This is a genomic window from Terrabacter sp. LjRoot27 (assembly GCF_964254175.1).
Taxonomy (GTDB): Bacteria; Actinomycetota; Actinomycetes; order Actinomycetales; family Dermatophilaceae; genus Terrabacter.
Window position 1 is genome coordinate 731,434 of the sequence record NZ_CAXUSS020000001.1, and the last position, 24,807, is coordinate 756,240.

The 24,807-nt window shown below is 72.7% G+C and carries 21 protein-coding genes; 14 read left to right on the forward strand and 7 right to left on the reverse strand.

What is annotated here, in order from left to right:
- Window positions 1–6: 6 nt before the first annotated feature.
- Window positions 7–711, reverse strand: a complete 705-nt coding sequence (locus ACSQ2D_RS03395) for a response regulator (protein WP_435984620.1) — start codon at window positions 709–711, stop codon at window positions 7–9.
- Window positions 708–2,096: a sensor histidine kinase gene (locus ACSQ2D_RS03400; RefSeq protein ID WP_435984621.1), complete on the reverse strand. Its 1,389-nt coding sequence runs from the start codon at window positions 2,094–2,096 to the stop codon at window positions 708–710. Before ACSQ2D_RS03400 ends, ACSQ2D_RS03395 begins: the two co-directional genes overlap by 4 nt.
- 77 nt (window positions 2,097–2,173) lie before the next feature.
- On the opposite strand from ACSQ2D_RS03400, the gene ACSQ2D_RS03405 reads away from it, so the two are divergent.
- Window positions 2,174–3,301: a M24 family metallopeptidase gene (locus ACSQ2D_RS03405; protein WP_435984622.1), complete on the forward strand. Its 1,128-nt coding sequence runs from the start codon at window positions 2,174–2,176 to the stop codon at window positions 3,299–3,301.
- Window positions 3,302–3,420: 119 nt separating this feature from the next.
- On the opposite strand, the gene ACSQ2D_RS03410 is transcribed toward ACSQ2D_RS03405, so the two are convergent.
- Window positions 3,421–4,833: an NAD(P)/FAD-dependent oxidoreductase gene (locus tag ACSQ2D_RS03410; protein WP_435984623.1), complete on the reverse strand. Its 1,413-nt coding sequence runs from the start codon at window positions 4,831–4,833 to the stop codon at window positions 3,421–3,423.
- 29 nt (window positions 4,834–4,862) lie between these two features.
- Here ACSQ2D_RS03410 and ACSQ2D_RS03415 point away from each other — a divergent pair, with 29 nt between their 5' ends.
- The 8 genes from ACSQ2D_RS03415 (at window position 4,863) to lysS (ending at window position 13,445) form a co-directional block, all read left to right on the forward strand.
- A complete protein-coding gene (locus ACSQ2D_RS03415; RefSeq protein WP_435984624.1) occupies window positions 4,863–5,708 on the forward strand; it encodes a GNAT family N-acetyltransferase in 846 nt (281 codons plus the stop codon).
- Between the two features lie 21 nt (window positions 5,709–5,729).
- Window positions 5,730–6,551 carry a hypothetical protein gene (locus tag ACSQ2D_RS03420; protein WP_435984625.1) on the forward strand — a complete coding sequence of 274 codons (822 nt, stop codon included), beginning with the start codon at window positions 5,730–5,732 and terminating at the stop codon, window positions 6,549–6,551.
- Window positions 6,552–6,719: 168 nt separating this feature from the next.
- Window positions 6,720–7,748, forward strand: coding sequence for a class II fructose-bisphosphate aldolase (gene fbaA, locus ACSQ2D_RS03425; RefSeq protein WP_435984626.1), 1,029 nt, complete (start codon window positions 6,720–6,722; stop codon window positions 7,746–7,748).
- Complete coding sequence (locus ACSQ2D_RS03430) at window positions 7,745–8,152, forward strand: DUF3151 domain-containing protein (protein WP_435984627.1); 408 nt, start codon at window positions 7,745–7,747, stop codon at window positions 8,150–8,152. The genes fbaA and ACSQ2D_RS03430 overlap by 4 nt, the downstream gene beginning before the upstream one ends.
- A gap of 25 nt (window positions 8,153–8,177) precedes the next feature.
- Window positions 8,178–8,981, forward strand: a complete 804-nt coding sequence (locus ACSQ2D_RS03435) for a Cof-type HAD-IIB family hydrolase (protein WP_435984628.1) — start codon at window positions 8,178–8,180, stop codon at window positions 8,979–8,981.
- A 213-nt stretch (window positions 8,982–9,194) separates the two neighbouring features.
- Window positions 9,195–10,106 (forward strand): endonuclease domain-containing protein, encoded by a 912-nt coding sequence (locus ACSQ2D_RS03440; protein ID WP_435984629.1) that lies wholly within the window; start codon window positions 9,195–9,197, stop codon window positions 10,104–10,106.
- A gap of 193 nt (window positions 10,107–10,299) precedes the next feature.
- Window positions 10,300–11,610 carry an adenylosuccinate synthase gene (locus tag ACSQ2D_RS03445; protein ID WP_435984630.1) on the forward strand — a complete coding sequence of 437 codons (1,311 nt, stop codon included), beginning with the start codon at window positions 10,300–10,302 and terminating at the stop codon, window positions 11,608–11,610.
- 59 nt (window positions 11,611–11,669) lie between these two features.
- A complete protein-coding gene (gene lysS, locus ACSQ2D_RS03450) occupies window positions 11,670–13,445 on the forward strand; it encodes a lysine--tRNA ligase (protein ID WP_435984631.1) in 1,776 nt (591 codons plus the stop codon).
- A 102-nt stretch (window positions 13,446–13,547) separates the two neighbouring features.
- Here lysS and ACSQ2D_RS03455 read toward each other — a convergent pair whose 3' ends face one another.
- Complete coding sequence (locus ACSQ2D_RS03455) at window positions 13,548–15,122, reverse strand: M4 family metallopeptidase (RefSeq protein ID WP_435984632.1); 1,575 nt, start codon at window positions 15,120–15,122, stop codon at window positions 13,548–13,550.
- A 628-nt stretch (window positions 15,123–15,750) separates the two neighbouring features.
- Window positions 15,751–18,069, reverse strand: a complete 2,319-nt coding sequence (locus tag ACSQ2D_RS03460) for a HelD family protein (RefSeq protein ID WP_435984633.1) — start codon at window positions 18,067–18,069, stop codon at window positions 15,751–15,753.
- A gap of 59 nt (window positions 18,070–18,128) precedes the next feature.
- On the opposite strand from ACSQ2D_RS03460, the gene ACSQ2D_RS03465 reads away from it, so the two are divergent.
- The 5 genes from ACSQ2D_RS03465 to ACSQ2D_RS03485 are packed head-to-tail and all read left to right on the forward strand — an operon-like array spanning window position 18,129 to window position 22,188.
- Entirely contained in the window at window positions 18,129–18,767 is a 639-nt protein-coding gene (locus ACSQ2D_RS03465) for a GNAT family N-acetyltransferase (RefSeq protein ID WP_435984634.1), read from the forward strand.
- 9 nt (window positions 18,768–18,776) lie between these two features.
- Window positions 18,777–20,054, forward strand: a complete 1,278-nt coding sequence (purD, locus tag ACSQ2D_RS03470) for a phosphoribosylamine--glycine ligase (RefSeq protein ID WP_435984635.1) — start codon at window positions 18,777–18,779, stop codon at window positions 20,052–20,054.
- Between the two features lie 36 nt (window positions 20,055–20,090).
- Window positions 20,091–20,726, forward strand: a complete 636-nt coding sequence (locus ACSQ2D_RS03475; RefSeq protein ID WP_435984636.1) for an RNA polymerase sigma factor — start codon at window positions 20,091–20,093, stop codon at window positions 20,724–20,726.
- A gap of 56 nt (window positions 20,727–20,782) precedes the next feature.
- Complete coding sequence (locus ACSQ2D_RS03480; protein ID WP_435987808.1) at window positions 20,783–21,688, forward strand: phosphoribosylaminoimidazolesuccinocarboxamide synthase; 906 nt, start codon at window positions 20,783–20,785, stop codon at window positions 21,686–21,688.
- Between the two features lie 23 nt (window positions 21,689–21,711).
- On the forward strand, window positions 21,712–22,188 hold the full coding sequence (locus ACSQ2D_RS03485; protein ID WP_435984637.1) for a GNAT family N-acetyltransferase: 477 nt from the start codon (window positions 21,712–21,714) through the stop codon (window positions 22,186–22,188).
- Here the strand turns inward: ACSQ2D_RS03485 and ACSQ2D_RS03490 are convergent.
- Window positions 22,178–23,800 carry an HNH endonuclease gene (locus ACSQ2D_RS03490; RefSeq protein ID WP_435984638.1) on the reverse strand — a complete coding sequence of 541 codons (1,623 nt, stop codon included), beginning with the start codon at window positions 23,798–23,800 and terminating at the stop codon, window positions 22,178–22,180. The genes ACSQ2D_RS03485 and ACSQ2D_RS03490 overlap by 11 nt on opposite strands.
- Window positions 23,801–23,878: 78 nt before the next feature.
- Complete coding sequence (locus ACSQ2D_RS03495; RefSeq protein WP_435984639.1) at window positions 23,879–24,736, reverse strand: aminoglycoside adenylyltransferase domain-containing protein; 858 nt, start codon at window positions 24,734–24,736, stop codon at window positions 23,879–23,881.
- Window positions 24,737–24,807 lie beyond the last annotated feature (71 nt).

The window sequence follows — 24,807 nt, forward strand, 5'->3', positions numbered from 1 at the left end:
GGGGGATCACCCGTCCGGTTGATCCTCGGGGTCCCCCGGGAGGATGAGCCCGGCCTCGTACGCCAGCACGACCGCCTGCACCCGGTCGCGCAGGTGCAGCTTGGCGAAGACGTTGGACAGGTGCGTCTTGACCGTCGCCTCGCCGACGAAGAGCCGGCCGGCGATCTCGGCGTTGGACAGCCCGCGGCCCACGAGACCGAGCACCTCCAGCTCGCGCGGTGTCAGGTCGTCGAGCCGTGCGTCCCGATCGACCGGCCGTGGTCCGGCGCCGGCGCCGGTGACCGGGCCGCTCGTCATCTGCTCGATGACGCGCCGGGTCACCTCGGGGGCGAGCAGGGCGTGGCCACCCGAGACGGCGCGCACCGCCTCGATGAGGTGGTCGGCGTCGGCGTTCTTGAGCAGGAAGCCGCTCGCCCCGGCGGCGAGGCCGGCGAAGACGTAGTCGTCCCGGTCGAAGGTCGTGAGGATGACGACCCGGGCCAGGTCGTCGGCGACGATGCGCCGGGTCGCCTCGATGCCGTCCATGACCGGCATCTGCACGTCCATGAGCACGACGTCCGGTCGCAGCTCGCGGGTGAGCCGCACGGCCTCGGCGCCGTCGCTCGCCTGGCCGACGACCTCGAGGTCGTCCTCCACCGAGAGGATGAGCGAGAAGCCCGACCGCACGAGCAGCTGGTCGTCGACGAGCAGCACGCGGATTGGCGCGCTCACGACGCCTCCTCGGGCAGCGGCATCCGCACGCGCACCCGGTAGCCGCCGGTCACCCGGGGCCCGATCTCGCTCACGCCACCGTGCGTCGCGAGGCGTTCGCGGACGCCGAGGAGGCCGAGGCCGGTCCCCGACGTGCCCGACCGTGGCCGCCCGCCGTCGAGCACCTCGACCTCGGCGTAGCCGTGCGCGAACCCGTGCTCGGGTCGTCGGTCGACGCGGACGAAGACCGTCGCGGAGGAGGCCGTCGAGTGCCGGCGCACGTTGGCGAGCGCCTCCTGCGCGGTGCGGTAGAGCGAGAGCCCCAGCGGTGCCGGCACGGTGGCGGCCGCTCCGGGCGCGTCCTCGACGACGTGGCACTCGACCGCGAGGCCGTGGGTCGAGGCCTCCCGGGCGAGGGTCGTCACGTCGGCGAGCCCGGGCTCGGGCGCGCGGCTGCGGCTCGCGGGTCCCGTGCCGTTCGAGGCCACGTCCTGGTCGTCGGCGCGCAGGGTCCCGAGCAGCCCGCGCATCTGGGACACCGCGTCGCGCGAGGACGTCTCGACCGAGCGGAGGGCTCCCTCGGCGGCGTCCGTGTCGCGACGCAGCACGCGGCGGGCCGCGGCAGCCTGGATCCCGATGACCGAGACGTGGTGGGCCACGACGTCGTGCAGCTCGCGCGCGATCCGCAGCCGCTCCTCGACGACGGCCTGCCGCTGCAGGCTCGTGGCCTGGGCGTCGATGGTGCGCGCCTGGGCGGCGAGCCGGTCGCGCTGGAGGGCGGCGCGCCACGCGGCCTGACCGCCGATGATGGCGCCGCCGAAGTAGAAGACGTTGATGAGCAGCGTGTAGACGACGTAGGCGCCGGCCGGGCTGAAGAGGCCCTGGTGGACGAGGGGTTCGTCGCCGCGGCTCATCGCCTCCTCGACCCCGCTGCCCACCGCGAGCTGCCAGGCGAGCCAGCCGAACATGAGCAGCACGACGCCGGCGACGACACCGAGCATCGCCTGGCGGTCGCGCGCCCAGGCGACGCCGGTGAAGAGGGCGAGGAAGTAGACGACCTGCATCGGCATGGACACCGCGACGGCCGGCATGAGCAGGCCGAATACGAAGAGGTGGAGCGACAGGCCGGCCGCGACGAGCAGCGGCCACCGGTGGCGCCAGACGAGGGGGAGCGTGCCGAGGGCCACCGCGACGTGCGGCCAGACCCACGAGTCCTGCTGGGCGCCGAGGGAGTCGATGCTGCGCAGCAGCTCGACGCCGAGGGAGCCCGCGACGAGGAAGCCGAGGGCGACCCAGAGGTCGGCCCGTCGCCGGCGTGGCGAGTCGTCGGGCACCCGCTCCCAGTCGCTGTCGACGCCGAAGTACGCCCTCACCCGCGCCACGAGGGCAGTCCACCGGCCGTCCATGGGGCCAGCCTAGGCAGGCCGCCCGCGGTCCCGGCTCCCCCTCGAGGCGGAGTCCTCAGCGGCGATAGGTTCTCCGCATGGGTGTCTCCTCCTCCGTCCTCGACGTCACGACGATGCACTCCCGGCTCGACCGGCTCCGGCGGCACGCGGCCGAGGCGGGCGTCGCGGCGACCGTCGTGTCGCCCGGCTCCGACCTGCGCTACCTCACCGGCATCGCCGGGTCGTCCTTCGAGCGGCTCACGGCGCTCGTCGTGCCGAGCGATGCCGCCGTCGCCCCCGTCTTCGTCTCTCCCGCGCTCGAGTACGCCGGTCTCGGCCACGTGCCCCTCGGCGAGCTCGGTGTCGAGGTGCGCACCTGGGTCGACGGCGAGGACCCCTACGCCCTGGCGCTCGGCGGGGTGCCGACCGGTCGCGTCGCGGTGTCCGACATGACGCCGGCGCTGCACCTGCTGCGGCTGCGTGACGCGGGAGCCGCCGACCAGCAGCTCGCCGGGCCGGTCCTGCGCGAGCTGCGGATGCGCAAGGACGCGGCCGAGCTCGCCGAGCTGCGCGCCGCCGGTGACGCCATCGACCGGGTCCACGCCCGGGTCGGGGAGTGGCTCCGGGCCGGCCGCACCGAGGCCGACGTCGCTGCCGACATCGCGGCCGCGATCGTCGAGGAGGGCCACGCCACAGCCGAGTTCGTCATCGTCGGGTCGGGGCCGAACGGCGCGAGCCCGCACCACTCCGTCAGCGACCGTGTCATCGAGGTCGGCGACGTCGTCGTCGTCGACATCGGCGGCCCGCTGCCGTCGGGCTACGGCTCCGACAGCACGCGCACGTATGCCGTCGGGTCACCCCGCGAGCCCGACGTGGCCTCGGCCTACGCTGCGTTGCAGGCGGCGCAGCAGGCGTCCGTCGAGTCCGTGCGCCCCGGCGTCACCTGCGAGGCCATCGACCGGGCGGCGCGGGACGTGCTGGCCGAGGCGGGTCTCGCCGAGCACTTCATCCACCGCACCGGCCACGGCATCGGGCTCGACGGCCACGAGGAGCCCTACATCGTCGCGGGCAACGACCTGCCCGTCGAGCCGGGCATGACGTTCAGCATCGAGCCCGGCGTCTACCTCGCCGGCCGCTGGGGCGCGCGCATCGAGGACATCGTCGCCGTGACCCACGACGGTGTCGAGCGCTTCAACACCCGCCCGACCGAGCTCGTCGTCCTCTGACGCAAGACGCATGTGACGACGCGGCCACTCGACAGTCGAGTGGCCCCGTCGTCCCAGGGGATCGCCCCGCCCACCCGTCGAGTGGCCCCGTCGTCCCAGGAGGGCGACGATCCACCGCCTCAGGAGTCGAAGCCGACACCCATCCGGTCAAGGGCGCGCAGCCACAGGTTGCGTCGCCCGGTGCGGTCCTCGGCGGCGAGCGAGGAGCGCGTGGCCCGCACGGCGGCATACCGGATCGGCTCGGGAGGGAAGGGGATCGGCTTGCGGCGCACCATCCCGAGCCGCGTGAGCTCGGTGTCCTTGCCGTCGACGAGGTCGAGGGCGACGGCCGCGCCGAAGCGGGTCGACGCGACGCCGAGCCCGGTGTAGCCGACGGCATACGCCATCCTCCCGCCGAGGGCGGTGCCGAAGACCGGCGTGAAGCGTGACGTCGTGTCGATGACGCCGGCCCAGCGGTGCGTGAAGTGGATGCCCTCGAGCTGCGGGAAGAGGTCGAGGAAGTGGTCGGCGAGCAGGCCGTGGGAGGCGTCGGACTGCTCGAGCGCCGGGTCGATGCGCCCGGGGAAGTGGTAGTTCGCGTCGTAGCCGCCGAAGAGCACGCGGTCGTCGAGCGTCCTTCGGTAGTAGTGGAACTGGTTGCCGGCGTCGGTGAGCCCCTCGCGTCCCTTCCAGCCGACGGCGTCGAGCTGGGCGGGGGTCAGGGGCTCGGTCATGAGGACGTGGTCGTAGACGGGCAGCACCCACGCGCTGAAGCGCTTGAGGACGCCCTGCGACGCGTTCGTGCCGATGACGACGCGCCGCGCGTGGATCGATCCGCCGTCGAGCGTCACTCTCACGCCGTCGCCCTCAGCGTCGAATCCCGTTGCGCGCGTGTGCTCGTGGAGCCGGACGCCGAGCGACTCGGCCGCGCGGGCCAGGCCCCAGACGAGGCGCGCGGGGTCGACGAGCGCGACCTCGGGGTCGTACATCCCGGCGAGGTAGCGCGGCGAGTCGACGCGTGCCCGCGCCTGCCCGGCGTCGAGCAGCTCCACCGGCACGCCGTGGGCGCGGTGCAGCTCGTAGGACTCACGCACGGAAGGCACCTGGTGCTCGGTCAGCGCCAGCGTCAGCTCGCCCGGGACGTGGTGGTCGGCCTCGATGCCGTATGCCGTCAGCGACCTCTCGATGCCCGCGACGTTCTCGGCCGCGAGGCGGTCGAGGGTCTCCATCTCGTCGGGCCAGCAGCCGACGCCCTGGGCGAGACCGTGCGTCAGCGACGGAGCCATGAACCCGCCGTTGCGCCCGGAGGCGCCGTCGGCCAGGCGCCCGGCCTCGACGACGACGACATCGCGCGCCGGGTCGGCCTCCTTGGCCTGGATCGCGGCCCACAGCCCGGTGAACCCGCCGCCCACGACGAGCAGGTCGGTGCGGGGCGCCGCGCCCGTGAGGCGCGCCCGCGGGTCGGGCCGCTCGGGACGGTCGGTCCAGAACGGGACGGGCCGGGCGTCGGCGAGGGCCGCGGCGGCTCGGGGCGAGAGCGGGGAAACAGGCATGACGAGACGGATCAGACCATGCTTGGCTGGTGCCTGTGAACCCCCGTTCGTTCCAGAGCGATACCGAACCGGCGCCGGAGACCGTCGCCGAGCAGCTGCTGAGGGTCTTCCACGACCAGACGCGCGCCCCCGTCCCGCTCGGGACGGCCGAGCGCCCCCTCGAGCTCGACGGCCCCGTGCGCAAGCACTACGACCTCGACCCGGCCGGTCACTTCGCGATGGTCGAGAGCCCGGACGGTCTCGGTGAGGACCCCGAGGGCCTCGTCGCCCGGGTCCGCGACTTCTTCGCCGCACGGGGCCAGAAGGTCGAGTGGAAGACGTACGACTACGACGAGCCGAGCGACCTCGGTGCGCGCCTCGAGGCCGCCGGGTTCGTCCGCGAGGACGACGAGGCGCTCATCCTCGGCGAGGCCTCCCCGCTCGCCGCGCAGGACCTCGCACTGCCCGACGGCGTCGTCGTCCGTGCCGCCGACTCCTTCGAGGACTTCGCACGGATGCGCACCATGTCCGAGACCGTCTGGGGCGAGGAGCACGCCTGGGTGACGGAGTCGCTCTATCCCGAGTGGGTGGCCCGGCCCGAGTCGATGGACGTCGTCGTCGTCGAGGAGTCCCGGGAGGGGCCGGTCCTCTGCGCGGCCCGGGGGGAGTACGACGAGAGCAGCTTCACCGGCCTGTGGGGCGGCTCGACCCTGCCCGAGTGGCGCGGCCGTGGCCTCTACCGCGCGACGCTGCTCCACCGGGCCCGCCTCGGCCTCGACCGCGACAAGGAGTACGTCCGCGTCGACGCCTCGCCCGACTCGGAGCCGATCCTGCGCCGGCTCGGCCTGCACCGCGTCGCGACGACGACCCCGTACGTCTTCGACCCTGCCCGCTGACCCGCCTGTCACACTCCAGACGTGACGACGGGGATGCGGCGGGAGGCGGTGACGTGGCCGTCGCGGCTGCGTGCCGTCCTGGTCGCGGTGGCACTGGCGGCCACGGTGGCCACGGCGCTCGCGGCCTGCACGTCGGAGGAGGGCCGTCCGGGTGGCGGAGGTACCGCGGCGACCGCGCCGGCTGTCAGGGGCTCGGACCCGCCCGCCGCCCAGCCCGATCCGGGGATGACCTTCATCGAGGCGGCGCCGCGCTGCACGACGAGGCGTCCTCTCACCGGCCCGGGGCGGGTGCCCCTCGACGCCGTCTTCCCCGGCGCCGAGTCGAGCGCGCTGTCCGACCCGAAGGAGACCGTGCCGGGTCCCGAGGCCGCCGACCGGACCCGGTGCCCCGGCGAGCTGCCGGCCGCGCCGCGCTGCGAGGGGCTCGTCCCGTGGACCGGCCTGCTCCCCGACGCGTTCGTCCCGGCCAGCGGGGCGCGGCGCCTCGTCGAGGGCTACCTCCTGACGATGCCGAAGCAGGCGGGCAACCAGGCCCCGCCCGAGAGCTCGGCCGGCACGAAGGTCGTCACCTTCAGCCTCGTCGACCTCGTCGCGGGCGACCCGGCAGGGCTCTTCGACTACCTCGACGTCGCCTTCGCGGCCTGCGCGAAGGCGCGGCCGAGCACCGTCGCCGGTGTCCGCGCCCTCGTCGGGACGGTGCGGTCGGAGTACGGCGCGGGGACGGCCGAGGTCGTCCTCCTGCGCCGCGGCACCCACCTCGTGTGGGCCAGCCTCGACGGGAGCGGCTGGAAGCAGGGGGAGCAGCAGCGGGCGGTGGCGGCGCTCGTCGCGCGCCTCCTGTGAGCGGGCACTGAGCGGGCACTGAGCTGGCGCTGAGCGGGCACCGACTGGGCAGTGAGCGCGCACTGAGCGGGCGCTCACCGGTGGGTGGGCACCCGTGGGCACGCGACGGCATACGTGGCAGGATTCACGGCGGATCGTGAACCCGCTCACCAGACAGCAGGAGTAGCAATGCCCATCGCCACCCCCGAGGTGTATGCCGACATGCTCGACCGCGCGAAGGCCGGCTCCTTCGCGTACCCCGCCATCAACGTCTCGAGCTCGCAGACGCTGAACGCCGCGCTCAAGGGCTTCGCCGACGCCGGCTCCGACGGCATCATCCAGGTCTCGACGGGTGGGGCCGACTACCTCTCCGGCCCGAGCATCAAGAACATGGTCAGCGGCTCGCTCGCCTTCGCGGCGTACGCCCACGAGGTGGCCAAGAACTACCCCGTCAACATCGCGCTGCACACCGACCACTGCCCCAAGGACAAGCTCGACACCTTCGTGCGGCCGCTCCTCGCGGCGAGCACCGAGCGCGTCCAGGCCGGCGGCACGCCGTGGTTCCAGTCGCACATGTGGGACGGCTCGGCCGTGCCGCTCGACGAGAACCTGTCGATCGCCCAGGAGCTGCTCGCCCTCGCCAAGGCCGCCAACGTCATCCTCGAGATCGAGGTCGGCGTCGTCGGTGGCGAGGAGGACGGCGTCGAGGGTGCCATCGACGACAAGCTCTACTCGACCCCCGAGGACGCCATCGCGACCATCAAGGCCCTCGGCTCCGGCGAGAACGGCCGTTACCTCACGGCCCTGACCTTCGGCAACGTCCACGGCGTCTACAAGCCCGGCAACGTCAAGCTGCGCCCCGAGATCCTCCTGCAGGCGCAGCACGCCGCTGCCCAGGAGCTTGGCCTCTCCGACGACGCGCGCCCCTTCGACCTCGTCTTCCACGGCGGCTCGGGCTCGCTGCCCGAGGAGATCTCGGCCGCCGTCGACAACGGCGTCATCAAGATGAACGTCGACACCGACACGCAGTACGCCTTCACGCGCGCGATCGCCGGCTGGATGATCGGCAACTACGACGGCGTGCTCAAGATCGACGGCGAGGTCGGCAACAAGAAGCTGTACGACCCCCGCGCCTGGGGCAAGGCGGCCGAGGAGGCCATGGCCAAGCGCGTGGTCGAGGCGTGCGACGCGCTGCGCTCGGCGGGCACGCACCAGTGAGCGACAACCTGCTCGGCATCCCCGAGACCCGCCTGGCCGTCGACCCGGCCGCCGAGAAGATCGAGTCCGGGGTCGACCCGGTCCAGGTGGCCGCGACCTACCCGTCGAGCTCGCTCGCGTGGGCCGTCCTCGCGGAGGACGCGCTCGCCGACGGTGACCGCGACGTCGAGGCGTACGCCTACGCCCGCACCGGCTACCACCGCGCGCTCGACTCGCTGCGCAAGTCCGGCTGGCGCGGCCAGGGTCCGGTGCCGTGGTCGCACGAGCCCAACCGTGGCTTCCTGCGCGCGCTCGCGGCCCTCGCCCGGGCGGCCCGCGCCATCGGCGAGAGCGACGAGGAGGCCCGGTGCACGCAGTTCCTGCGCGACAGCTCGGCCGAGGCGGCGCGCGAGGTCGGTCTCTGACCAGCCGGCTCGGCCCGCTCACCGCATGACGCTCTTCTGCTCCGACGTCGACGGCACGCTCCTCGACCACCGACGCACGCTGTCCTCCCGCACCGTCGCCGCCATCCGGGCGGTGCGGGAGGCCGGGCACACCTTCGTGCTCTGCAGCTCACGCATGCCGGCGTCCCTCGAGGGGCTCGAGCGGCTCTGCGGGGTCGAGCCGACCCCGCTCATCGCGTACAACGGCGGGCTCGTGCTGCGGGCCGACCGCTCGGTCGTCACCGACGTGCCGATCGCGCCCGAGGACGCTCGGGCCGTGTATGCCGTGTGCGAGCGTCTCGCGCTCCACGCGAGCTTCTTCGCCGGGGACGACTGGTACGCCTGGGGCCCCGACGAGTGGACCGAGCGCGAGGCGACGATCACCGCCGTCGACCCGAGCCCCGAGTCGGCCCACCACTACGTGTCGGGCGGGCACGTCGACGCGCAGCCGCCGCACAAGGTCATGGCGATGGGTGAACCGGCGCTCGTCGACGAGCTGGAGGCGGCGCTCGCCGGCCGGGCGGGCCTCGTGACCTACCGGTCCAAGGCGACCTATCTCGAGATCGCCAACGCCGCCTGTTCCAAGGGCGACGGGCTGCGCGCCCTCGCCGACGAGCTCGGGGTCGACGTCGCCGACACGGTCTTCTTCGGCGACAACCACAACGACGTCTCGGCCTTCGCCGTGGCCGGCACCGCCGTCGCGGTCGCCAACGCCGTCGACCCGGCCCTCGACGCGGCCACGGTCGTCACGGGCCACCACCGCGAGGACGGTGTGGCCGCCTACCTCGAGGACTGGCTGGCGGCCCGCTGACGCCTGACCGGCTCCCCACCCACGTCGGGTCCGGTCCGCGTCCGGTCCGTTCGGTGGCGCTCGGTCCGTCGGTACGTGGTGGACCACGCACGCAGGGACCGCGCGCACACGAGGAGACGCGGCGTGTCCACACCCCCGCCCCGGGAAGGCGCGGCATCCACAGCTGTGGGACGGGGCACGGCCCCTCGCGGCGCGCCGCAGCAGGGTCGACTCATGGACCTCGCCCTCATCGCCCACCACGACGTGTTCCCGGCTGCCCGCGCAGTGGCGTTGGGCCTGACCCGTGCCGACCTGCGCCGGCTGCTCCGTGAGCGGAGGATCGTCCGGCTGCACCGCGGCTGGTACGCCACTCGCCAACCGCGCGACGCCGCCGACCTGCACCGCTTGCGCGTCGAGGCGCTGCTCGCCGAGTACGACGGGCGTGCCGTCGCGACCGATGCGTCGGCCCTGCTTCGTCTCGGGATCGCGACGTGGCGACCGGACCTGAAGCGAGTGCACCTCGCGCTGACCGACCCTGACCTCAACCGGCACCGCAAGAGCGACCTCGTCGTCCACCCGCACCGACCGGCCGCACCGTTGCTCGCGGCACGGCCTGCGGCAGGGACGGTGCATCCCGCGGTAGCCATCGCCTCTGCCGGGCTGAAGGACCCGCGGTCCTTCCTCGTCCCCGCCGACGACGCGCTCCGGCGAGGCCTGGTCACCCCAGCCGAGCTCGACGCCGCCGTCGACTCGCTCGGGCGTCGGCACGGTGCCGCCGGCGTGCGGGCAGCGCGGGACTGGTGCGACCCCCGACACGAGTCGCCGGGGGAGACCTTGCTGGCCCACCTCCTGCGGCTGGCCGGGTACGACCTCGAACCGCAGTTCGTCGTGCCGGGCACCGGCAGGTGGACGCGAGGCGGTCAGGGCTACCGCGCCGACCTGCGCCTCCGCGGGACCCGCGTGCTCGTCGAGTTCGACGGGCGGGTGAAGTACGAGGACCGGCAGGCGCTCTGGGAGGAGAAGCTGCGCGAGGACCGGATCCGCTCGCTCGGCTGGGTCGTCGTGCGGGTGACCATGGCCGACCTGCGCGACCCGGCCGCCGTCCGGGCGCGCATCGACGCCGCCCTGGCGCTCGTCGCTGCGTGACCGGAGGGTCGGATGGGATGCGTTCGAGGCCTTCGGTACGCGGTGGGACCCGTACCGGAGGACACAGCGCTGACCAGGCGGTCGGGCGGGGACGAGGACGAACGGGCGCCGACGCGGGCGGACGGCGTCCGGGGCACGGGTCTCGAACCGATAACCTTGCGGTTGGCTTGGACCACAACCGGAAGGCAGACCGATGCCGGCAATCGTGCTCGTCGGAGCGCAGTGGGGTGACGAGGGCAAGGGCAAGGCGACCGACCTGCTGGGCAGCAGCGTCGACTACGTCGTCAAGTTCAACGGCGGCAACAACGCCGGCCACACCGTCGTCATCGAGAAGGACGGCAAGCGCGAGAAGTACGCGCTGCACCTGCTGCCCTCGGGCATCCTCAGCCCCAACTGCGTGCCGGTCATCGGCAACGGCGTCGTCATCGACCTCGGCGTCCTCTTCGAGGAGCTCGACGGTCTCGAGGCGCGCGGCGTCGACACGAGCAAGCTGCTCGTCAGCGCCAACGCGCACGTCATCCCGAGCTACAACCGCACCATCGACAAGGTGACCGAGCGCTTCCTCGGCAAGCGCCGCATCGGCACGACCGGGCGCGGCATCGGCCCGACCTACGCCGACAAGATGAACCGCGTGGGCATCCGCATCCAGGACCTCTACGACGAGGGCATCCTGCGCCAGAAGGTCGAGGCGGCCCTCGAGCTGAAGAACCAGGTGCTCGCGAAGATCTACAACACCCGCGCCTCCGCCGTCGACGACGTCGTCGAGGAGCTGCTGGCGTATGCCGCCCGGCTCGCTCCCATGGTCGCCGACACGAGCCTCGTGCTGGGTCAGGCGCTCGACCGGGGCGACACGGTGCTCTTCGAGGCCGGGCAGGCGACCCTGCTCGACGTCGACCACGGCACCTACCCCTACGTGACGTCGAGCAACGCCGTCTCTGCCGGCGCGTGCACCGGCTCCGGCGTGCCGCCGACGCGCATCGACTCGGTCATCGCGATCCTCAAGGCCTACACGACCCGCGTCGGCGAGGGCCCCTTCCCGACCGAGCTGCACGACGACAACGGTGAGTTCCTCCGCAAGACGGGCGCCGAGTACGGCACGACCACCGGCCGCCCGCGCCGCTGTGGCTGGATGGACACCGTCGTCGGCCGCTACGCGACCCGCATCAACGGCGTCACCGACTTCGTCATCACCAAGCTCGACGTCCTCACCGGCCTCGAGAAGGTCCCCGTCTGCGTCGCCTACGACGTGGGCGGCGTGCGTCACGACGAGATGCCGGTCAACCAGACCGACTTCCACCACGCGACGCCGATCTACGAGGAGCTCGACGGCTGGTGGGAGGACATCACCGGCTGCCGCTCCTTCGAGGATCTCCCGGCCAACGCCCAGGCCTACGTGCTGCGCGTCGAGGAGCTCATCGGCGCCCGCGTCTCGGCCATCGGCGTCGGCCCGGGTCGTGACGAGATCATCGAGCGCTTCCCGCTCAAGCCGGCCGTCGCGGGCTGACGCGCTCGCGCGGTCGCACGCACACGGCATACGAAAGCCTCTGTAACTGAAGGAAACCCATGACTGAAGAGGTCACCCCGCTCGACTGGGTCACGCGACTGGCCGACGAGGTCGTAGCCGAGGCGCAGGAGCGCAACCCCGGCGAGACGATCGTCTGCGCGTCGGGCATCAGCCCCTCCGGCCCGATCCACCTCGGCAACTTCCGCGAGCTCATCACGCCGCACCTCGTCGCCGACGAGATCAAGCGCCGCGGCATCGACTGCGAGCACATCCTCAGCTGGGACGACTTCGACCGCTTCCGCCGCGTGCCGAAGAACCTTGCGGGAGTGGACGACTCGTGGGAGCAGTACATCGGTATGCCGCTCACCGCGGTGCCGCCGCCGGCGGGGTCGCCGCACGCGAGCTGGGCCGACCACTTCAAGGCGCCGCTCATCGAGGCCATGGAGGCCACGGGCATCGAGGTGCGCCAGATCAGCCAGACCGAGCAGTACCGCGCCGGCGTCTACCGCGACCAGGTGCTGCTCGCGATGCGCGAGCGCTTCGCCATCGACAAGGTGCTCGACCAGTACCGCACGCTGGAGGCCGTCGAGGCCGCCCGCCAGAAGTCCTCCGGCAAGGGCAAGGGCGGCGGGGGCAAGGCGGCCAAGCTCACCGAGGAGCAGGCCGCGGCCGCCACCGAGGCCGAGCGCGGCTCCGGCGCGGCGTCCGAGGACGACGGCAGCGAGGGCAAGGCGGGCTACTACCCGTTCAAGCCCTTCTGCAGCTCGTGCGGCACCGATTTCACGACCGTCACGGCCTACGACGACGACAGCCACGAGCTGACCTACGACTGCACGAGGTGCGGGCACAGCGAGACCGTGGACCTCGACACCTTCACGAACGGCAAGCTCGTGTGGAAGGTCGACTGGCCGATGCGCTGGGGGCACGAGCACGTGCTCTTCGAGCCGTCGGGCGTCGACCACCAGAGCCCGGGCAGCAGCTTCGTCGTCGGCAAGGACCTCGCGCCGATCTTCGGCTGGGAGCGGCCGGTTGGCCCGATGTACGCCTTCGTCGGCATCGCGGGCATGGCCAAGATGAGCTCGAGCAAGGGCGGTGTGCCCATCCCGACCGACGCGCTCGAGGTCATGGAGGCGCCGGTGCTGCGCTGGCTCTATGCTCGGCGCCGTCCCAACCAGAGCTTCGACGTCGCCTTCGGTCCGGAGCTCCAGCGTCTCTACGACGAGTGGGACGCCTTGGGTCGCAAGGTCGCCGACGGCTCGGCCCAGGCCGGCGACCTCGCGGCGCACCTGCGCGCCACGTCGACGGCCGCGGGTCCGCTGCCCACGACGCCGCGCCCGATGCCGTTCCGCACCATCGCGTCCGTCATCGACGTGACGCAGGGTGACGAGGAGCAGGCGGTCCGGATCCTCAGCGAGCTCGATCCCGACAACCCGGTCGGGTCGACCGACGACCTGCGCCCCCGGCTCGACTGTGCCGAGCGCTGGATGCTCGGCTACGTGCCGGCAGAGGACCGCACCGTCGTGCGCACCGAGCCGGACGCCGAGCTGCTCGGCAGCCTCGACGAGCAGCAGCGGGAGTCGCTGCGCCTGCTCGCCGACGGCCTCGACGAGCACTGGTCGCTCGACGGCCTGACGCACCTCGTCTACGGCATCCCGAAGATCCAGCGCGGCATCGACCCGGATGCGAAGGTCAAGGACCCTGAGCTGTCGGCGGCCCAGCGCGCCTTCTTCGTCCTCGTCTACCGGCTGCTCGTCGGCAAGGACACCGGCCCGCGTCTGCCGACGCTGCTGCTCGCCGTCGGCGCCGACCGGGTCCGCACCCTCGTCGGTCACTGACCCCCCGCCTCTGAACCGTCGAAAGGCCACAAACCGGGGTGCAGGGCACCTGTCGGTCCGAGATCGGACCCCGGTTCGTGGCCTTTCGACGTCGGGGGTGGGTCAGTTGACGTTCACGGCGGACCAGGCGGCGGCGGTCGCGGTGTACTGCGTGCTCCCGGCACCGTAGAGGTCGGTGGCGGCCGACAGCATGCCTGCACGGGCACCGGCGTAGTTCGTCGACGAGGTCCAGTACGTCGTCAGGGCGCGGTACCAGATGGCAGCGGCCGCGTCGCGACCGATGCCGGTCACCGTGGAACCGTTGCACGTCGGGCTGTTGTAGCTGACGCCGTTGATCGTCTTCGCGCCGCTGCCCTCGGACAGCAGGTAGAAGAGGTGGTTGCCGACGCCCGAGGAGTAGTGGACGTCGAGGGTGCCGACGCTCTTGCTCCAGCAGTTGGCCGACGCCCCGTCCTTGCTCGGCTGGTCCATGTAGCGCAGCGGCTTGGCGGAGCCGAGGGCGAAGCGCTCGCCGATGAGGTAGTCGCCGGGGTCGCCGGTGGTCGCGGCCTTGAACTCGACCATCGTGCCCATGACGTCCGACGTCGACTCGTTGAGGCCACCGGACTCGCGACGGTAGGCGAGGCCGGCCGTGGCCGACGTGACGCCGTGAGTCATCTCGTGGCCGGCCACGTCGAGGGAGACGAGCGGGCCGTAGCTGGTGCCGTCACCGTCGCCGTAGCGCATGCAGAAGCACGTGTCGCTCCACGAGGCGTTGACCCAGTTGGTGCCCACGTGCACGATGCTGCGCGCGCCCTTGCCGTCGTTCTTGATGCCGTTGCGGCCGAAGGTGCTCTTGTAGAAGTCCCACGTCGCGCCGACGCCGAAGTCCGCGTCGACGGCGGCCGTCTGGCGGTTGGTGTTGGAGCCGGTGCCCCACGTGTTGTCGGCGTCGGTGAAGAGCGCGCCGGAGGTCGAGGACGTCGAGCCGTTGTTGCCGTCCTCGGTGCGGGCGCCACCGCGCGTCGCGTCGATCATCTGGTAGCTGCCGCCCGAGAGGGTGGTCTGGACCGTCACGGTGCCGAGGTAGAGGCTGTTGCCCGTGCCGGCGTCGTTGATCTCCGTCGCCCAGTGGTCGACGACGGAGCCGGACCGCGCGTCGACGAAGACGACGGTTCCGGCGGGCTCCCCGTGGGCGCCGACGCCGTCGACCTGGGTCTTCCACACGAGGCGGGCCGGCCCGCTCATCGCGTAGACGGCGAGCGTGGGCTTGCTGCTGCTGACCGTGAAGTCGACCGTGCGGGCCGCCGTGGCAGCTGCCGTGGCCGGGGCGACGGTCGGGGTCGTGGACGCGACACGGACGGACGTGGACGCGGCGTTGACGCCCTTCCACGAGCCGGCCTTGTCGGTGTGGACGACGAGGTCGCCACCGACGACGGGCAGGCCCTTGAACGTGCGGTCGAAGCGGACGTGCGTCGTGCCGTCCTTGTCGGTGGCGACGCTGCGGGTCGTGAGGCCCTGGTCCTGGTCGAGACCGAAGGCGGCGCCGTGGGACTTCGCCGCGGCGACGGCCCGGTCGAGGCCGGCCCCCGAGGCTGACTGGGTGGCTGCCTGCGCACCGCTCGTGGCGATGGTGGCGAGGGCGGTGGCGGCGATCGCTGCGGTGGCGACCGACGTCGTGATGAAGCTCTTCTTCAAGGCGTACTCCTGGCTACCGAGGTGCCCCCGAGGGCGGTCGGATGACCGTTCCGCAACATTTGTCGGTCGGGGCTCGCGGCGCCAGACGCCGGGGTCATTGTTTGCCGGTGCTTGAACAAGAAATGAGCTTGTCCAAGGCTGGCTCCCAGACTTCTCTCAGGAACGGGGCCGGGCGTCAGGAAGCCCGGCCCGTTCCGGCAGGACGCGTCGCGCGTACCAGGGCCCGGACATGGGAGCGGGCGAGGGGCGAGATGCAGGGGGGTTGCATCTCGTCCCTCGCCCGGTGCGTCGTCCACATTGGGGGGCGGGACTTCGCCGACCGTCAAGGGCCTCAGGGGGGAGGAGGCGGCGGGGAGGGTAGGTTCGCACGCCTTGACGTTGAAGCAATCATCCCCCCGGGCCGGGGCACAGTCGACAGTTCGTGTAATCCTTGAACAAGTCTTTACCTAAACGGAAACAGGCCCGACGAGCCTTCCTGCGCCGTGGCGAGGCCGCAGGTCCACATTGCGCGACAGGGCGTCGGGCGGACGGCGAAGTCTGCGCCGAACTGCCCAGAAATCGGGACGAACCGATCTCTCCGGTCCGTCCCGGATGTCGGACCTCGAGGAGGCCCGGGACTGCACCGGCGTCAGGACAGGATCGTCATCCGGTGCGCCGCGCGGGTCAGGGCGACGTAGAGCACGCGGACGCCGCCGGGTGACTCGCGAGTGATCTCGTCGGGGTCGACGACGACGGTGGCGTCGTACTCGAGGCCCTTCGTCGACATCGGGTCGATGACCTGGACCCGTCCCTCACCGAGCTCGGCCACCGGCTCGAGCACCGCGGCGTGCGCGGCCGGGGTGATGACCGCGATGGCTCCCTCGACCTGCCCGAGCAGCGACTCGACGGCGGCGCGGACCGAGACGAGCGCGTCCGGGCCGAGGGCGCCGTCCACCGGGTCGATCCCCGTCTCGCGCACGGCCTGCGGGATGTCGGCGTCGGGCACCTCGCGGCGTACGACCTCGGCGGCGTAGTCGAAGATCTCGCGGGCGTTGCGGTAGTTCGTGTCCATGTGGAACTGCTGGCGCGCCTGCGACCCGAAGGCCTCCTCGCGCGCGGCAGCGGCCTCGGCCGGGTCGGGCCACGACGCCTGGGCGGCGTCCCCGACGACGGTCCACGACGCATACCGACCGCGACGGCCGATCATCCGCCACTGCATGGGCGAGAGGTCCTGGGCCTCGTCGACGAGGACGTGGGCGTACTCGTCCGGCTTGCCGATGCGGCCGGCGAGGAGCTTGTCGCGCGGGTCGGTGAGCACCCGCGGCGCGCCGGTGTCGCGCGCCGCGCTGACGACCGGCTGCACCTCGGTGACGCCGTACTGGCTGAGGTCCTCGAGCTCCTCGATCTCGTAGAAGCCGCGCTCCTCCTTGGGCGCCTCCTGCACCGGGCCGACGCGGGCGGCGATGTCGTCGACGAGCGCGACGTCGGCCACCGACCACGTGCCGGTCTCGAGCGCGAGGCGGAACGAGGCGGCCAGCGGCTCGATCTCGTCGTCGCGCAGGGTGCCTCGGGCGTGACGGCGCACGAGCTCGGGGTCGCCGAGCCAGAGCAGCACCTCGCGGGGGTCGACCTGCGGCCACCAGACCTGCATGAACGCCTCGACGTCGAGGTGGTCCTCCCACTTGTCGAGGAACTCCTCCTTGGCCTCCCGGTCGCCCGTGATGCCGAGGGAGGCCCAGGCGGCCTCGCCGAGGGCGTCCTGGGCGGCGGCCGTGCCCGTGTTGCGCTGGTGCTGGCGCAGGACCTGGGAGCGAACGCGGTCGAGCTCGCGCACCTCGAGGCGGACCGGGCGGCCGGCGACCATGGCGCGGAACTCGGTCGGCGTCCCCGGGACGCGGCCGCGGGCAGCGGCGCCGAGCAGCGTGCGGATGCGGGTCGAGCCCTTGGTGCGCGCGACGGCGGGCGGGTCGAACCGCTCGGTGTGCACGACGTCGAGGACGTCGCCGAGGGCGCGCAGGATGACGCTGTCCTCGCCGAGCGAGGGCAGCACGCGCTCGATGTATGCGGTGTATGCCCCCGAGGGGCCGACGACGAGGATGCCTCCGGACTCGAACCGGCGCCGGTCGGAGTAGAGCAGGTAGGCGGCGCGGTGCAGCGCGACCACCGTCTTGCCGGTGCCCGGCCCGCCGGTGATCTCGGTGATCCCGCGGGCGCTGGCGCGGATCGCCTCGTCCTGGTGTGCCTGGATCGTGGCGACGATGTCGCGCATCCGCTCGCCGCGGCTGCGGGTCAGGGCGGCCATGAGCGCGCCGTCGCCGACGATGACGAGGTCGTCGGGGGCCTCGGGGACCATGAGGTCGTCCTCGATGCCGATGACGACGGTGCCGCGGCTGCGCAGGACGCGACGGCGCAGGACGCCCATCGGCTGCGTCGGGGTCGCCCGGTAGAAGGCGGAGGCCGCGGGCGCGCGCCAGTCGATGACGAGCGGCTCGTAGTCGTCGTCGCGGACGCCGAGGCGGCCGATGTAGCGGATCTCGCGGTCCCCGCCCGAGCTGCCGTCCGCCGGGCGGTGGCCGTTGCCGTTGGAGTCGACCGCTGCGGCTCTGAGCATCGCGTGGTCGATGTCGAGGCGGCCGAAGACGAGGCCCTCGTACTGCGTGTCGAGAGCCGTGCGCCGCTTGGCCGCGTGGAACATCAGGGCGTCACGCTCGAAGAGCGCCGCTCCCTCGGCGTCGCCGACCTCGACCTGGCGACCGAAGTGGCTGCGAGCCAGACCCTCGGCCTGGACGCTGTCGGCGCGCACACCGGCCTTCTCCAGCTCCTCGTGGACGCGGTCGACGTGGGCCTGCTCGACGGCGATCTCGCGCGCGAGCTCGTCGGGGATGCTCTTGGTCGACACCGGCGAGGCGCCCCGAGATCCGGGCGCGCTGGTCCGCTGGGACGATGCGTTCGAAGTGCTCACTGACATCCAAGGACTCTGAGGGACGCGCCGGGTGGCGCGGGAACCATCAAGTCTACTGTCAGTTCATGCCCACCGAGGTCTGTGTCCCGCCAACCGGCGCGCCGCTCGTCGGCCGCTTCGTCCGCCTCGACGTGACGACCCCCGACGACGCCCCCGGACTGTTCGCCGTCTACTCCGACCCACGCTGCTACGAGCAGGGCTTCGCGATGATGCGACCGCACACCTCGGTGGCCGACACGGAGGCGCTGGCGGCGGCGGCGGTCGCGGCCCGCGGGGCCGACGGGAGGGGGCGGACGGCATACACGGTCAGGCTCGTCGCCGACGGCGACCTCGGCCCGGCGGGCACCGTCGTCGGGTCCAGCTCGCTCGGCGACGTCGACACCGAGCGCGAGCACGTGCACCTAGGGTGGACGATGTACGGCTCGCGCTGGTGGGGCACGCAGGTCAACCCGGAGGCGAAGTTCCTCCTCCTCGCGCACGCCTTCGAGACGTGCGGCTTCGGGCGGGTGAAGATCCAGACCGACGTCGTCAACGCGCGCTCGCGGGCCGCGATCCTCAAGCTCGGTGCGACCTTCGAGGGGATCACCCGCCGCGACGTGAGGCGGGCCGACGGGACGTGGCGCGACACGGCCGTCCACTCGATCCTCGGCGACGAGTGGCCCACCGTGCGGGCACGGCTGATGGCGCGGCTCGACGCCCCCTAGGCTGGCGCCGTGAAGGTTCTCGTCCTCGGCTCCGGCGCCCGTGAACACGCTCTCGTCAAGGCCGTCGCGGCCGACCCCGAGGTCGACGCGGTCATCGCCGCGCCGGGCAACCCGGGCATCGACGCGACCGCGCTGTGCGTCCCCGTCGACATCCTCGACGGTGCCGCGGTGGCCGCCGTGGCCCGCGAGCACGACGTGGACCTCGTCGTCGTGGGCCCCGAGGCCCCGCTCGTCGCAGGCGTCGCCGACGTATGCCGTGCGGCCGGGTTCGCCGTCTTCGGGCCCTCCGCGGAGGCAGCCCGTCTCGAGGGCAGCAAGTCCTTCGCCAAGGAGGTCATGGCCGCGGCCGACGTGCCGACCGCCCTCGCCCACGTCTGCACGACGATGGACGAGGTCGAGGCCGCGCTCGACGCGCTCGGTGCCCCGCACGTCGTCAAGGACGACGGTCTGGCCGCCGGCAAGGGTGTCGTCGTCACCGACTCGCGCGAGGCGGCCGTCGAGCACGCCCGCGCCTGCCTCGCCAAGCCCGACGGTCGCCTCGTCGTCGAGGAGTTCCTCGACGGGCCCGAGGTGTCGGTCTTCTGCATCAGCGACGGCGAGACGGTCGTGGCGCTCGCTCCCGCCCAGGACTTCAAGCGCGTCGGTGACGACGACGCCGGGCCCAACACCGGTGGCATGGGCGCCTACTCGCCGCTCGACTGGGCGCCCGAGGGGCTCGCCGACGACATCGTGCGACGCGTGGCCCAGCCCACCGTCGACGAGATGCGCCGTCGGGGCACGCCCTTCGTCGGGGTGCTCTACGTCGGCCTGGCCCTGACGTCGCGCGGACCACGGGTCATCGAGTTCAACGCGCGCTTCGGGGACCCCGACGGCCAGGCCTCGCTCGCCCGCCTCGAGACGCCCTTCGCGCAGCTGCTCCTCGCGGCGGCGACCGGCGGGCTCGGCGAGTTCGGGCGGCTGCGCTGGTCCGCCGACCACGCGGTCGTCGTCGTCATCGCCTCCTCGGGCTATCCGGCGTCGCCCCGGACCGGAGACCCCATCACCGGACTCGACGCGGCGGCCGAGGTGCCCGGCACCGTCGTCCTCCACGCCGGCACGGCGCTCGACGGGTCGGGTGCGCTCGTTTCGGCCGGCGGGCGCGTGCTCGACGTCGTCGCCGTGGGGCCGACCCTCGCCAGGGCGAGGCAGTCGGCCTATGACGCCGTGGCCGTCATCGAGCTCGACGGGTCGCACCACCGCACCGACATCGCGCTCCGTGCCGAGCGCGGCGACATCACGGTCGGCTGAGGCGAACCCTTCGGCCCGAGCCGGACTCTCCATGGCATGAGCACCATGACCGCGAGCCGAGGAGGGCCGATGACCGGTGTCGGCGCGACGGCGGACGACCGCGTGCTGTGGTCGCGGCTGGCCGCGGCCGACGACGCGGCGCTGACCGAGCTGTACCGGCGGCACTGCGACGCCGTCTACAACTTCGCGTTCCGGCGCACGGCGTCCTGGGCGGCTGCGGAAGACGTCGTGCAGGCGACCTTCACCGCTGTCTGGCGACGGGCGCGAGCGGGTGCCGTGGACCCGCTGCGGGCCGAGACCGCCCGCGCCGTGCTGCTCGTCATGGCCGGGCAGGAGTGCGCCAACGTGGCGCGCTCGGCCCGGCGGCAGCGGCTGCTGCACGGGCGCATCGAGGCGGACGCCGGCGGCGCCGTCTCGCCCGACCACGCCGCCTCGACCGCGGCGCGGGTCGACGACGAGCAGCGGATGAGTGAGGTGCGCCGGGCTCTGGAGCTCATCCCGGACGTGCAGCGCGAGGCGATCGAGCTCGTCGTCTGGTCGCACTGCTCCCTGGCCGAGGCGGCGACCGCACTCGGCGTCGCGGAGGGGACCGTGAAGTCCCGTCTCCACCGGGCTCGTCAGAGCCTGTCCACCGTGATCGAGATCGATGCCCTCAAGGAGGCACTGTCGTGAACCTGCCCGTTCCCCCCGAGCGCACCCTGCCCGACGAGCTGGGCAGGTGGCAGGCTGTGCGCGTGACCGACCTACCGACTGACCTGCCCGGCTACGAGCACATCTACTCCGGGAAGGTGCGTGACCTCTACGCGCCGGTCGGTGACGACGGCCAGGTGGTCGATGACCAGCTGCTCCTCGTCGCCTCGAACCGGCTGTCGGCCTACGACTGGATGATGTCGCCCGAGATCCCCGACAAGGGCGCCGTGCTGACCCGGCTGTCGCTGTGGTGGTTCGACCAGCTCGCCGACCTCGTGCCGAACCACGTCATCTCGACCGACGTGCCCGACGCCGTCGCCGGGCGGGCGGTCCTCGTGCGCCGGCTCGACATGCTCAAGGTCGAGGCCATCGCCCGGGCGTACCTCACGGGTGGCGGCCTCGAGGAGTACCGCGAGAAGGGCTCCGTGTCCGGTGTCGCGCTCCCCGAAGGGCTCGTCGACGGCTCGAAGCTGCCCGAGCCCGTCTTCACCCCGACGACCAAGGCGCCGGTCGGAGAGCACGACCTGCCGATGTCGCCCGACGAGGTCGAGGCCGAGCTCGGGGCCGAGGTCGCGGCCGAGGTGTCACGCCTGACGCGCGCGATCCTGGCCCGCGGCAACGAGATCGCCGCCGAGCGCGGCATCCTCATCGCCGACACGAAGGTCGAGTTCGGCCTGTCGTCCGAGGGCACGGGCGGGCTCGTCCTCGCCGACGAGGTGCTGACCCCGGACTCGTCGCGCTTCTGGCCGGCTGACCTGTGGGAGCCCGGACACCCGCAGCCGTCCTACGACAAGCAGTTCGTCCGCGACTGGCTGACCTCGCCCGAGTCTGGCTGGGACCGCAAGGCGGGCGGTCCTCCGCCCGAGCTGCCCCAGCACGTCGTCGAGCAGACGCGGGCGAAGTACGTCGAGGCCTACGAGCGCCTCACGGGGGAGACCTTCTGACCCGCGACGGCAGCAGCGAGACGGTGGGACGCCTGCGCGCGGCGACGGTGTCCGACCTCGACCGTCTGCTCTCGCTCTGGGCGCTCGTCCACGACGGGGGTGCAGGCGATGGCGAACAGGGTGGCGCCTGGCGACGTCACGCGCACGACTGGTTCGTACGCGTCGTCGATGACGGTGCGGTGGCTCGAATCCCGGTGGTCGAGCTGGACGGCGTCGTCGTCGCGACGGCGATCGGCACGCTCGAGATCGGCGTCCCCAACCCGCACTGCCCGCGCGGCCGCGCCGTGCGGCTCGCCAACGTCATCACGGTGCCGGAGCACCGCGGGCGCGGGTTCGGGACCCTTCTCGTCGGCGACGTGGTCGAGTGGGCACGCTCGATCGACGCCGATCGCGTGGACCTGTCCGCCACTCCCGACGGGGCTCGTGTCTACGAACGTGCCGGCTTCATCCGGACGAGCGCGCCGAGGATGAAGCTCGTGCTCCAGCGCGTCAGCCGGTGAGCTCGACCTCGACGTCGGTGCGCCGGTAGAGCTCGAGCCGGATGACCTCGGCCGACCCGTCGGGCGGCTGTCCGGCGGATCGTGGCCGTGCAGCCGGGGGTGGCGGCATCGGGAGCACCGGGGGAGCGGCCGAGACGTAGCGGTGCCCGGTCGGCGTCGTGGTCCGCACCGTGTGGGGGTGAGTGCTCGTCGGGCCGAGCCCGTGGTGGAGGACCACGGAGGTCCAGCCGGGCTCCTCCTTGACGAGGTTGCAGCGCACGCACAGGCCCTGGCCGTTGGCCGCGCTCGTCGGACCGCCGTCGGCGTGCGGCTCGACGTGGTCGGCGTGCGCGATCGGTGCGTCGCACCAGGGCGTGCGGCACGTGCCGTCACGCGCGACGACGAAACGGCGAAGGGCTGCCGGGAAGAGGCGCCGGGCGCTGTCCATCGCCACGAGCGTGCCGCTGCCCGGATGCGTGAAGAGCCGCCGCAGCCACACCTTCACCCCCACGTCGCAGTGAGGGTCGCCCGGCTTGTCGCGGGTGAGCAGCTCGCGCGCCCAGCCGGCTGGGACAGGGCCGTAGCCAGGCACGTGCGCTGGCACGTCGTCTCCCGCGAGCAGCGCCCGGTCGGTCATGACGACCTGGACCTCGACCTGGACGTCATCGGCCACGGCCTGTCCGGTGACGAGCTCGACGAGCGTGTCGGCCATCAACTGGCCCTTGCCGCGGTCGTCGCCGGCTGCCTTGCCGGACAGGGCGGCCCGCGTCAGGGCGGCGTGCACCGCGACGGCCTGCGCCACCGGGAGAAGGGCGGACACCAGCGCCATGGCGTCGGGGACGGGTCGGATCGTGACCCGGCGCTCGCTCTCGGCGACCCGGCACCGCTCGACCGCAGCCGCGGCGCCGAGGCGGTCGGCGCACGCGCGGACACGGCGCTCGAGCTCGCGGTCTCCCCAGGAACCGACACCACCCGGAGCGGTGGGGTCGGTGAGGTCGAGATGATCCCCGATCACCTCGGTGTCGACCTGAGTCCTGAGCTCGGGGTCGAGGTGGCTGGTGCAGCGAACGACGATCTCGGCGCGGCGCTCGTTGAGGATGCCGGCGGCCAGCGCAGCCAGGGTGTGGTGGAGGTGCTGCACCAGGGCGAGCGACGCGCTCGCGAGTCGTGCACCCCGGGACGGTGACTCCCGTCGCGCGAGGCCGACCTGCGCCGACACCCCGGTGCGCGACAGCGTCGTCCGACGGTCGGACCGCGACGGGCGACGGCCCCGGCCCGGCGTCTCGGCCGCCACCGGCTCGAGCTCGAGGGCGCGCGCCCGGTCGCGGGCTGCCACCCAGCCGTCGAAGTCGCCGGCGTCGGAGCACGCCTGAGCCTGCGCCCGGAGGCGCCTCGCGGCCCGCACCTGGGACTCGACGAAGTGAGCCGTCAGCCTGGCCTGGGCGGCGGCGCACGCAGCCTTGGCACGCTCGAGGGCGTCGATGGCCGAGATGAGATCGGCGTCGTCGAGACCAGCGCCGTCGAGGCAGACCACCTCGGCGATGAGCTCGAGCCCGACAGCTGCCGGCGAGGCAGCGGGAGTTGGGGGCGGACCGACGTCCACCCCTCCCGCAGGCTCCTCACCATCGAACATGTGTTCTGTTCTAGATACGGCTCGCCATTCAGGCAATGGTTCTCCACAACGAATCAGGCTGTCCCTCAGTGCTTTTCATCAGGCGGTCCGGTTGTCGGCGCCGTCTGTGAGGATGGAGTGGCTGGTCCTGACGACGAAGTCGCTCACCTGCGCGAACCGGCCTTCCGCGCCGTCCGACCCACCGGCGTACCACCAGTCCCGTGCCCACTCGACGAGGTCGGCATCAGCAGGCCGCACGGCGACGAAGCGGTCTGCGGCGGCGCGTTTCGACAGCTGCTCGCCCTCGACGACCGCACACCATGCCCGACAGAGCGAGAGCACGGAGTACGACTGTGCGCCAACGGTCCTCATGTCCTCGACCCACGTGGGCCAGTCCCGGACGTGGTCGACCAGCGCATCGTGCGCGACCTCCTCTGACACGACCGGGAGCACCTCGGAGGCCTCCGGACCCGCGAGCCGTCGACCGGTCCGGCGAACCGTGGACCACGTGACGATCCGGTGCGACGTCGCCGGCAGGAGGTGCAGGTCCTCGCCGGGGCTGATCCGCATGATCGCGTCGGGGCGTCCGGCCTCGGACGTCGCCGGCGGCCCGGACGCGTACGACGTCAGCGTGGAGCGCGCGACCATCTCGACCTCGACCCGGCCTCGCCAGCCCGGGTGTCGCTCCTCGAGCGCCGCGTGCACCGGGGCGACGGCGGCCAGCATCGCGTCGTCGGGTGGCCGCGCGACGACGGCGAGCACGTCGAGGTCGCTGCGCGCCGGTGAGAAGTCGCCCACCACGAGCGAGCCGTGGGCGTAGAGCCCCAGCAGGTCGCTGCCGAGCGCGGCGGACAGTCCCGCCGAGAGGTCGCGCAGCACGTCCCACGGCGCGCTCGCACCGACGCCCGACCGGCTGGGGTCGGCGGGGGAGGGGGTGGGTGACGCGTCGTCGGGCACGCTGCCACCCTGCCAGCCGGGACGGCCGCCGTCGTATGCGTTTCCGCGCCCACGGTGCGCGGGCCGCCTTC